Genomic DNA, 11,229 nt, shown 5'->3' with positions numbered 1-11,229 from the left:
CAACTTTTTGGGGGCAGTCCAAGTATGAGTGAGGACTTTGAGTGAAAGCGGGACCAGAACAAAGCCAAGCACCACAGCCATTGCGCTCCAAATGGATAAAGTAATTTATTTTTTCACCACCCGAGGCAACTCAGTACATCTAAGTTTTAGGCATTCCCCCAATTTTACATAGCGCTCCAAAAAACAACCACATTTTAACCACAACTTCTTTAAAATTACCTACTCATCTCGGAATTATTCCAGTCAAACGTTTGCTCTATTTTCTTTACAGAATAATAGAATTGCCTACCCCAAAAAGCATTATCTTTGTCCAAATCATAAAAAATAAAATATGCTTAAAGGATTTTTTAACGTACCTACCCCGGTTAACGAGCCTATTAATAGCTATGCGCCAGGCACAAAAGAACGTTTGCTTTTAAAAGAGGCTATCGCAGAGGCACGTTCTAAACAATTGGATATTCCAATGTTTATTGGCGGAGAAGAAATACATACAAAAAACAAAAAGAAAGTAGTAGCTCCACATGATCATCAGCATGTACTGGCCACATTTAGTTATGGCGACAAAAGTCATGTAAAACAAGCTATAGATGCTGCCTTAGCTGCCAAAGCTGATTGGGAAGCTTTAGCTTGGGAACACAGAGCGGCCATCTTTATGAAAGCTGCAGATTTGATTGCTACAAAATACCGTTACCAAATTAATGCTGCAACCATGCTTGGGCAAAGTAAAAATGCCTATCAGGCAGAGATAGATGCCGCTTGCGAATTGGTAGATTTCTTACGTTTTAACGTAAGTTATATGCAGGATATTTATGGACAACAGCCTCCAGTATCTCCAAATGGCATGTGGAACAGAACCGAACAACGCCCCTTAGAAGGTTTTATATTTGCTTTAACTCCTTTCAACTTTACAGCAATTGCGGGTAATCTACCTGCTTGTGTAGCCATGATGGGTAATGTGGTGGTTTGGAAACCTGCTGATACGCAAGTTTATGCGGCTAATGTAATTATGCAAATTTTTCGCGAAGCTGGCTTACCTGATGGTGTAATTAACCTTATTTTTGCCGATGGTCCTGAAGTAGGCGATGTAGTTTTTAATCACGCTGATTTTGCAGGTATTCACTTTACCGGTTCTACCAAAGTTTTTCAGGAGATATGGAAAACAATCGGCACAAATATCCATAAGTACAAATCATACCCACGCATAGTTGGTGAAACTGGTGGTAAAGACTTTATTTTGGTTCACCCAAGTGCAGATGTTGCAGCTTCGGCTACTGCAATTGTACGTGGTGCTTTCGAATACCAGGGACAAAAATGTTCTGCTGCCAGCCGTACTTATATCCCACAAAGCCTTTGGCCTGAGATTAAGAAATTAATGGTCAGAGATTTAGCTTCATTTAAAATGGGTGGAACTGAAGATTTCAGCAATTTCATTAATGCTGTAATTGATGAACGTTCTTTCGATAAACTGGCTAAATATATTGATCAGGCTAAAAAAGATAAAGGAGTTGAAGTTATTGCCGGTGGTAATTATGATAAGAGTAAAGGTTATTTCATAGAACCAACTGTTTTAGTGGTTGATGATCCGAAATATACCACTATGTGTGAAGAACTTTTTGGCCCGGTATTATCTGTATACGTATACCAAGATGAAGAATTCGACCAGATTTTAGAAGTAATTGATACCACTTCACCTTATGCTTTAACAGGGGCTATTTTATCACAAGATAGATATGCTATAGAAAAAGCCAGCTACGCATTACGCAACTCAGCTGGTAATTTTTACATTAACGATAAATGTACAGGTGCAGTAGTTGGGCAACAGCCATTTGGCGGCGCCAGAGGATCAGGCACAAACGATAAAGCTGGTGCAATGATTAACTTGTTGCGCTGGGTTTCTCCACGGACTATTAAGGAAACTTTTAATCCGCCAACTGATTACCGTTATCCATTTTTAGCTGAAGATTAATATTAATATATAAGGCCAAGCATCATTGTTTGGCCTTTTTTATGCCTAACCGAATATCCCTTTCTAACCATGAACCACAAATTTTTATTATCCCTCATTATTGGCCTCGCCAGCTTTAACTTTTACGCCACAGCACAAAAGAAACCGAACGTAATTATCATCTATGCTGATGATTTGGGTTATGGCGACCTCAGCTGTTATGGCGCAACAAAAATAAAAACCCCAAATATTGACGCCCTGGCAAAACAAGGGCTACGATTTACCAATGGTCACGCAACCGCATCTACCTGTACGCCTTCGCGCTATTCTTTAATGACCGGAAGATATGCATGGCGTAAAAAAGGAACTGGTGTTTTGCCAGGCGATGCTGCATTGATTATCCCAACAGATAATAGTTCCTTACCATCAATTTTTCAGCAAGCTGGTTATAAAACAGGCCTTGTTGGCAAATGGCACTTAGGCTTGGGCAATGCAGTAGAAAAAGACTGGAACAAAGAGGTAAAGCCCGGGCCAAAAGAAGTCGGTTTTGATTATTCCTTTATTTTCCCGGCTACGGCCGATAGGGTACCTACTGTTTTTATGGAAAATCAATTGGTGGTAGGTTTAGATCCTAAAGATCCGATTACAGTTGATTATAAAAGTCCGGTTGGTACTGATCCAACAGGAAAAGATCATCCAGAACTGTTAAAAATGTCTGCTGAAGTTAATCATGGGCACAACCAGACTATTGTAAACGGCATTGGGCGCATTGGTTATATGCAGGGAGGCAAACTTGCACGCTGGACTGATGAGGAAATTCCGTTTACCTTTTTAACCAAAGCAAAAAATTTTATCGAAGATCATAAACAAGAGCCATTTTTCCTCTATTATGCGTTAACAGAACCGCATGTACCGCGTTTATCTGCCACCATGTTTAAAGGAAAAAGTGAATTGGGTAATCGTGGTGATGTAATTTTACAACTCGATTGGGCGGTTGGCGAAATAACAAAACAACTAAAATACCTGGGTCTTGATAAAAATACGATGATCATTTTCAGTAGCGACAATGGTCCTGTAATTATGGACGGCTACGAAGATCAAGGTTTCGAAAAATTAAACGGCCATACACCTGCAGGTAGTTTACGCGGAGGAAAATACAGCATTTTAGAAGGTGGTACACGCGAACCTTTTATTATTTCGTGGCCAGCAAAAATCAAACCGGGTGTTTCTGGAGCCTTAGTTTCACAGATTGATTTTTTGGCCTCGTTTGCCAGCTTTTTCAATGTAGAAAGCAAAAATGCAATTGACAGTAAAAATGTGTGGGATGCTTTTACCGGAAAAGACAAAAAAGGCCGTGATTTCTTCGTTGAACAGAGTAACCAACTGGCAATTGTTAAAGATAACTGGAAATATATCAGGCCATCAAAGGGAGAAGCTTTTTATAAACTTACCCATACCGATAGTGGAAACCTGCCTACAGTGCAACTGTATAACTTAAATGATGATTTGGGCGAAAAGAACAACCTTGCAATAAAATATCCGGAAAAGGTAAAAGAATTGGAAACTTTATTAAGTACCGAAGAGGCGAAAACAAAGTAAGCCCAGATCGTCATTCCTGCGCAGGCGGGGATCTTAAAGCATTTTGCATTACGATTCCCAATCAAGTTGGGAATGACGATCGCTCTATTAATCTTTCTACCACAATTCCATAGCTTATTCTCTGGGTTCGCCATACTTTATGGAAGAAGTGTTTCATGGAAATCAACGAAGCTACTGTTTAAGAGAAAGACCAATATCGCCAAACCATCTAAAACCAATCTTCTTTTGTGCTGTTTTATATAAACAGCTTAAAAGAAGATCATGGAAAACACAAAAGATAACAACAAAAATCTGGGCAATAAAAATGCTGATAACGGTGCAGATAAAACCAATATGCCTGATCAGCAGGTGCCGCGCCACCGGAGCAACGATAACGAAAAAAAAAATAGTGTTGAAACTGAAGCGGTTAACCTAGGCAGAGATTTCGGAATGGGCGATTTTGGTTCGGAAGAAGCAAGAACAGATGCCGAAAAAGGCAATAAGGGAGAAGCAGGAAATATGCCCAATACCACAGAAAAATAAAAGCCCCCGATGTAAAATCGGGAGCTTTTCCTAACAACTAAAAAACAGCACTTATTGGTGCTTTTATCCTACTTTAAACGCAGGGGCAACATCATCAAGACAAGTACAGGTTACTTTTAAGTCTTTAATGATTCCCGTTTTTAAACTATAAACCCAGGCATGTACCGCTAACTCCTGGCCATTGGCCCAGGCACTTTGTACAATTGATGTATTGGTTACATTTGCAGCGCCCTCAATGGCATTTAATTCAACTAAGCGGTCAAAACGCTGATCAGGATCTTTGATTGTAGCCATTTCACGTTCGTGCGTACGGTATACATCGCGGATATTTCTCAACCAGTTATCAATAATTCCAACCTGTTTATTGCCTAATGCAGCTTTCACACCACCGCAGCCATAATGGCCACAAACAATAACATGTTTAACCTTTAATACATTAATAGAATAATCCAGCACTGAAAGTAAATTCATATCGGTGTGAACCACCACATTGGCGATGTTTCTATGTACAAAAATATCCCCTGGTCTGGTGTTGGTAATCTGGTTTGCAGGTACACGGCTATCAGAGCAACCAATCCACAATACAGGTGGGCTCTGACCTTCAGAAAGTTTATCAAAAAAGGTAGGATCACTGTCGATTGTATCTTTAACCCAGTCCTTATTGCCTTGTAACAGGCTATCGTATGTTATATCTTTCGTATCTATTGTTTTTGCGCACATATTATAACTTATTAATATCTTCTTCTACTTTAATATTTAATTTTGGTACTGTATAATGTTTTTGGATGTTCTCCAACGTTACGATAATACCCTTGGTATAGGCATTATGTTTGTAATTATAAATCGTTTCCAATACATCTGGATCGATATACCTGGCATTCGAACCATCAATAATTACATCCGTTTCTTTTGGAATATTCGTTAAAACTACTTGTATTGCTGCTTTGTTCAGAAAGGAAACCTCTTCTGCCAGTTTAATCCTGATGTGCTTTTTATCACCTTCATTTGTAATTCTGTAAAAGAACGGGTTACGCATATTGGTACGGAGTAAATAAAAAATAGAAACCAACATACCAACGGCCACACCTTTTAGCAGATCGGTAAATAAAACTGCAAGCACCGTAACTACAAATGGCACAAACTGGTCCCATCCTTTATGATACATGTGTTTAAATAAACTAATACGGGTTAATTTATATCCTGTTACCAAAAGGATTGCGGCCAAACACGACAACGGAATCATGTTAATTACGCCTGGAATAAACAAAAGAGAAAGCAATAACCAACAACCATGAAAAATAGCCGACATTTTGGTCCGGGCACCAGCATTAACATTTGCCGAACTACGAACAATTACCGATGTCATAGGCAAGCCACCAACCATACCACTGGTGATATTGCCTAAACCTTGTGCGATTAATTCTCTATTTGTTGGCGATACACGTTTAATTGGATCTATTTTATCTACTGCCTCTATGCTTAATAAAGTTTCTAAACTTGCCACAACAGCAATAGTTGCAGCTGTTATATAAACATTTTTATTAGCCAACTGAGAGAAATCGGGCATGGTAAACAGGCCTAAAAATTCGCCAAAACCACTTACCACTGGAATTTTCACCATCTGATCGGCACGTAGCGGATGATCGGTACCAGCAAAAAGTATAGTTCCAAGAACCCCAAGCGTTACCACCAACAATGGTGCAGGTACAACCGCTAATTTTGGAAACTTAGGCCAAACAATCAGAATAGCTATCGATAATAAACTGATAACCACCGCGGCCAAACTAAAATGGCTTATCGCTGCTGTAATCGCAGAAAAAGTATTTTCGTGATCTTGCTGAAAGAATCCTTCGTCGCCACTAAAATCGGTATCAACACCCAACGCATGTGGTAACTGTTTTAAAATCAAAATCAATCCGATTGCTGCAAGCATCCCCTCAATTACACTCGAAGGGAAGTAATTACCAATAGTTCCGGCTTTTACCAGGCCTAAAATCATTTGGAATACCCCAGCCAATACAACTGCAAGTAAAAAGGTTTGATAACTCCCCAAAGATGTTATGGCACCCAAAACAATAACGGTTAAACCCGCTGCAGGGCCACTAACGCTCAATTGCGATCCACTGAAAGAGGCAACCACTACCCCTCCAATAATACCAGTGATTAAACCAGCAAATAACGGTGCACCTGAGGCTAGTGCAATACCTAAACACAATGGCAAAGCCACTAAAAACACTACAATACTTGCAGGTAAATCTTTCTTTAAATTCTTTTTAAGAATATATTTCTTCACGTCCGAACCTGAAAAGGCCGGGTTAAACTTTTGCATAACGATATAATTATCTAGTAAATTTTAACGAATAAATCGCGGAGGAATCTTAAAAGCGATCAAGAAACAAGCATATCGTATAAATATTTATACACAACATACCCGCTCAAATTACTGATTGCAATAAGTTACCCCAATAAAAATGACTAAATAAAGTTAGGCGGCGGTGTTGGTACCGTAGGGTGATATGGATCTACATATCTTTTGAAATGTTCAATAAAACTGCTCTTCAGAAAGAAATGGCTTGAAGAGAACTCGTAAGAAAAGATAGGATGATTAAGTTCAACGAGTTTGAAATCGGTAAATTTTGCAGTGTCTTTGGCGGTATCTTTTCCGCCTTCATGCTCTAACTCGATTTGCATGATTACAGCGTTCATGATTTCCTTGTCAATACTCGTACAAAATACCGGTGCACCAGATATACCCATCTTCGCCATGAAGATGAACATGAATGAGGCAACGATTAAATACTTGTATTTCCTTAAAAACATCTAAAATCCTAATGTTGTTTTAATACTAACGGTTACAAAAATAAACGGATAATTGGTTTTTCAATGCTTTAAGCTGTAAAAAAAATGTAATATAACAGATAGGCGATTGCTTTCGACACAAAAAAAAATTACTGTTTAAAGATTTTTGGAAACAATGGTCCCGTTATAAAATTAAATTAACCAAGGTCAAAACGGATATTGCTCCAGTTAGGTTTAGTTAACAAGCCTGATCCAAATAGCATAATTTTGGCCATAGGCGGATGAAAGGCTTGGTTTCTTGCACCAACCTAGGTTAAATAAACCCGATTGTCGGGAAGAGCTTCCGATCCTTCATCGGAACTCGTACCAAAAAGCGGGGTCTAACCTGCCAAAAGCTCAGAACCAACCGTTTCCTATTAAATATTATTGTTCTTTATTTGGAAATGAAAGGTTAGTATTTCATAGGTGCTGTAATCCCGCCATTCGCTAATTCCGATGAAGAATCGGAACCGCTGCTGTCTGGTTTAGTTAACAGCGGTTTGTTTTCCAAGCACAGGCCTAAGTTAAATAAACCCGATTGTCGGGAAGCGCTTCCGATCCTTAATCGGAACTCGTACCAAAAAGTGGGGCTTAACCTGTATAATCTTTAGACATTTTTGCATTTTATCGTCACCCTGAATTTATTTCAGGGTCCTAATAGGCAGAAAGATGCTGATCCCGAACATTCGGGACAGCATGACGATCGCGACTCTAGCCAGCCATCTGCTTTACTCAACATCGCGTGCTGGATTGGGATAAAATAACCTCGTTTACCTTGCATTACCGCTAGTAATTTTTAATTTTAAAATCTCATAGCGTTGCAATGGACAAAAAAATAGCATTACTTAAAGATAAGATTAACCAGGCAAGCCTCGGCGGTGGACAGGCCCGAATCGATAGTCAGCATAAAAAAGGTAAACTTACCGCCCGCGAACGCATTCATTTTTTAATGGATGAAGGGAGCTTTGAAGAAATTGGCATGATGGTTACGCACCGAAGTACTGACTTTGGAATGGAACGCGAAAAATATCTTGGTGATGGTGTAGTAACGGGCTATGGAACAATTAATGGCAGGTTAACTTATGTATTCTCTCAGGATTTCACGGTGTTTGGAGGTTCACTCTCCGAAACCCATGCAGAGAAAATTTGCAAGCTTATGGATATGGCCATGAAAAATGGTGCACCACTGATCGGTCTAAATGATAGTGGCGGTGCCCGTATTCAGGAAGGAGTTGTTTCTTTGGGCGGCTATGCCGATATCTTTTATAAAAACGTACAGGCTTCGGGTGTAATTCCGCAGCTATCGGCCATTATGGGACCATGTGCAGGTGGAGCAGTTTATTCACCAGCCATTACCGATTTTATTTTAATGGTAGAAAATACTTCTTATATGTTTGTTACGGGCCCAAATGTGGTTAAAACGGTAACGCACGAAGAAGTAACCTCAGAAGAATTAGGAGGTGCCAGCACACATGCTACAAAATCGGGCGTTACCCATTTTGCCTGTGCCAACGAAATTGAGGCGATTAACCATGTAAAGAAACTACTGAGCTATATGCCGCAAAACTGTGAGGAAATAGCCGATCATTTACCTTATGAAACAGCTGATGAAAGTCGACCAGAATTAAACACTTTTATGCCAGAAAATGCTTCACAACCTTACGATATACGTGAAGTGATTTCTGCCGTGGCCGATACAGACAGCTTTTTAGAAGTGCATGCAGCTTATGCTGAAAATATTGTGGTAGGCTTTGCCCGCCTTGCAGGGAGAAGTATTGGTATTGTGGCCAATCAGCCCGCTTATTTGGCAGGCGTTTTAGACAGCAATTCTTCTACCAAGGCAGCACGTTTTGTCCGCTTTTGCGATTGCTTTAATATTCCATTATTGGTATTTGAAGATGTTCCAGGATTTTTGCCGGGTACAGATCAGGAGTGGAATGGCATTATCACCAATGGTGCAAAATTATTATACGCTTTTAGCGAGGCTACTGTACCACGCATTACTGTAATTACCAGGAAGGCTTATGGTGGCGCTTATGATGTGATGAACAGCAAACATATTGGTGCCGATATGAACTACGCCTGGCCAAGTGCAGAAATTGCTGTAATGGGTGCTAAAGGTGCTGCAGAAATTATTTTTAAAAGAGAAATTACTTCGGCAGAAAACCCTGAAGAGAAATGGTTGGAGAAAGAAAAATTATATTCAGATATCTTTGCAAATCCTTATCGCGCAGCCGAACGTGGCTTTGTTGATGAAGTGATTGAACCAGCCCAAACCCGTACAAAGTTGATAAAAGCCTTTAAGATGTTGGAAAATAAGGTGGTGAATAATCCAAGAAAGAAACATGGAAATATACCTTTGTAGAAAATAATCCCAGTCATTGGTCCATAGTAAGGTTTGTATCAATCCAGACTATTAAGACTCATGACTGAGGGCTTCCGACTTAATACTAAATGCAGATTACTCAGAAATTATCACGCGCCGATATCCTCCTCATGGCTTTTTGCACAGGCCTGATTGTTGCAAACATTTACTACTGCCAACCTTTGGTAATCTTAATTGCAAAAGATTTTAACCTCACCGAAACCGATGCCGGACGGATTACCTACCTCACACAGATCGGTTATGCTTTAGGACTTTTCCTTTTAGTGCCGCTGGGTGATATGTTTGAGCGCAAAAAACAGATCCTTGTAATTACCGGACTTGCAATCTTCGCCTTACTGGTTGCCGCGGTTTCGCATACCTTTTTTGTACTGGAAGTTGCCTCAATTTTAATTGGCACCTGCTCTATTGTACCCCAATTGATATTGCCCTTAGCGGCTAATTTAAGCACCGATGAAAATCGCGGAGCCAATATTGGAATGATTATGAGCGGTTTGCTGGTTGGAATTTTAGCTTCGCGGGCGGTAAGCGGCAGTATTGGCTTTTGGCTAGGTTGGAGAGCCGTTTATTATATTGCGGCCGGAATTTGCGGCCTGCTTATTCTTTTAATGGCCAAGCGTTTTCCACAGAGTTATCCTGCCTTTAAAGGCACCTACAAAGAACTCATGCGTTCGATGTTCAGTTACATTAAAACCCAACCTGCCTTAAGGGAGACTTCGATTATTAACTTCCTGGCTTTCGCCATTATTAGCGCATTTTGGACTACAATGGTATTGTTTCTGGCTAACCCACCCTTTAATTTCCAAACCCTGCAGATTGGGTTATTTGGAATTGCTGGCGCAGCAGGCGCATTGGCAGCGCCATTGGTTGGAAAGTTAAGTGATGGTAACAATCCGCGCAAAAACTTAATGATTGGTTTTATATTACAAATCGTTAGTATCGCCTTGTTTTATTTTACTGGCAGCCATTTGTACCTATTTGTAATTGGCATTGTGCTTATAGACATCGGTCAGCAAGCTATACATGTAACCAACCAGACCCGAATTTACACCTTAATACCAGAGGCCAGAAACAGACTGAACACCATTTTTATGTCGGTTAGTTTTATTGGTGCCAGTTGCGGCTCAGCTTTGGGTTTGTGGCTGTGGGACCAAGGCGGATGGGCATTATTCTGTTATGGAATGACGGGAATAATTGTCCTTAATATCTTAATTTATCAGTTCTACGGAAGAAAAAACAAATAACTAATCAATAAAAATTTCATAAAATCTAAAAACGCAATCAAAAAACTTTCAATTTTACTTGTTTGCCTGGCCATTTTCGGTAAAACAAAAGCTCAGGACAGTACAAAAGTAGCGCAACCAACAGAAGTAAAATCATTAAACAAAATCAGGTTGACCATATTGGGACTTGGCTACGAAAGGGAGCAAAAAGTGGGTAAAACAACTTCAGTTTATTTTGGTGCAGGGGCCCAAGGCGTTTTTATTTACCGAACTGAGATCTCCATTGATAACAATTATAATTTTAGCTTTAGCACAGACACAGATTTCAAAGTTTACCCGGCTCTTATGCAGGATTTGGGCACTATTACAATTTTAACAGAAGGATTAAAAAAGGTAAAAGAACCTTAAATAACAGTGCTGGTTATGTCGGGCTTGATGTATTAGCCATTATCCCAACACAAAGTGATACCGTATACGGTTATCAGATTAATATTATGCCGCAATGGGGATTTCAAACTGCTGTTCGTAGAAAAGTTAACTTCGAGCTGGCTTTAGACCCTTTAGCTGCAATTAACAAAACCGATATCTATTACGGAATTGGCGGAAAAATCGGCTTTAGCTTTTTATTATAACTATGATTCAAATTGAGCAAATATTCCCATCTCTAACCTGGCGGATCAGGCATGAGGCTATGTATCCAGAATTACCTTTTGATAGCG

Annotated in this window: 9 protein-coding genes; 6 read left to right on the top strand and 3 right to left on the bottom strand. The window is 39.8% G+C overall.

The window, feature by feature from the left end:
• The first annotated feature begins 331 nt into the window (after positions 1 to 331).
• From pruA to J7E57_RS26865, 3 genes are all read left to right on the top strand, one after another.
• Entirely contained in the window at positions 332 to 1,966 is a 1,635-nt protein-coding gene (gene pruA / locus J7E57_RS26875; protein ID WP_215124763.1) for an L-glutamate gamma-semialdehyde dehydrogenase, read from the top strand.
• Positions 1,967 to 2,035: 69 nt separating this feature from the next.
• Positions 2,036 to 3,544 (top strand): sulfatase family protein, encoded by a 1,509-nt coding sequence (locus J7E57_RS26870; RefSeq protein WP_215124764.1) that lies wholly within the window; start codon positions 2,036 to 2,038, stop codon positions 3,542 to 3,544.
• Positions 3,545 to 3,805: 261 nt separating this feature from the next.
• Entirely contained in the window at positions 3,806 to 4,066 is a 261-nt protein-coding gene (locus tag J7E57_RS26865) for a hypothetical protein (protein WP_215124765.1), read from the top strand.
• A gap of 63 nt (positions 4,067 to 4,129) precedes the next feature.
• Here the strand turns inward: J7E57_RS26865 and can are convergent, their stop codons facing one another.
• The 3 genes from can to J7E57_RS26850 all read right to left on the bottom strand — a co-directional run bounded on the left by can (position 4,130) and on the right by J7E57_RS26850 (position 6,844).
• Positions 4,130 to 4,786 (bottom strand): carbonate dehydratase, encoded by a 657-nt coding sequence (can, locus tag J7E57_RS26860; RefSeq protein ID WP_215124766.1) that lies wholly within the window; start codon positions 4,784 to 4,786, stop codon positions 4,130 to 4,132.
• Between the two features lies 1 nt (position 4,787).
• Positions 4,788 to 6,395 (bottom strand): SulP family inorganic anion transporter, encoded by a 1,608-nt coding sequence (locus tag J7E57_RS26855; RefSeq protein WP_215124767.1) that lies wholly within the window; start codon positions 6,393 to 6,395, stop codon positions 4,788 to 4,790.
• 146 nt (positions 6,396 to 6,541) lie between these two features.
• Positions 6,542 to 6,844, bottom strand: coding sequence for a hypothetical protein (locus J7E57_RS26850; RefSeq protein ID WP_223833410.1), 303 nt, complete (start codon positions 6,842 to 6,844; stop codon positions 6,542 to 6,544).
• A gap of 883 nt (positions 6,845 to 7,727) precedes the next feature.
• Here J7E57_RS26850 and J7E57_RS26845 point away from each other — a divergent pair.
• From J7E57_RS26845 to J7E57_RS26835, 3 genes are all read left to right on the top strand, one after another.
• Positions 7,728 to 9,269, top strand: coding sequence for an acyl-CoA carboxylase subunit beta (locus tag J7E57_RS26845; RefSeq protein WP_215124768.1), 1,542 nt, complete (start codon positions 7,728 to 7,730; stop codon positions 9,267 to 9,269).
• An 89-nt stretch (positions 9,270 to 9,358) separates the two neighbouring features.
• Positions 9,359 to 10,531: an MFS transporter gene (locus tag J7E57_RS26840; RefSeq protein WP_251030049.1), complete on the top strand. Its 1,173-nt coding sequence runs from the start codon at positions 9,359 to 9,361 to the stop codon at positions 10,529 to 10,531.
• 189 nt (positions 10,532 to 10,720) lie between these two features.
• Positions 10,721 to 10,918 (top strand): hypothetical protein, encoded by a 198-nt coding sequence (locus J7E57_RS26835; RefSeq protein ID WP_215124769.1) that lies wholly within the window; start codon positions 10,721 to 10,723, stop codon positions 10,916 to 10,918.
• The last annotated feature ends 311 nt before the right edge of the window (positions 10,919 to 11,229 follow it).

It is taken from the genome of Pedobacter sp. ISL-64 (genome assembly GCF_018613605.1).
Classification (GTDB): Bacteria; Bacteroidota; Bacteroidia; order Sphingobacteriales; family Sphingobacteriaceae; genus Pedobacter.
The sequence above is the reverse complement of the archived record's forward strand: the minus strand, read 5'-3'. Positions and strand labels throughout refer to the sequence as shown.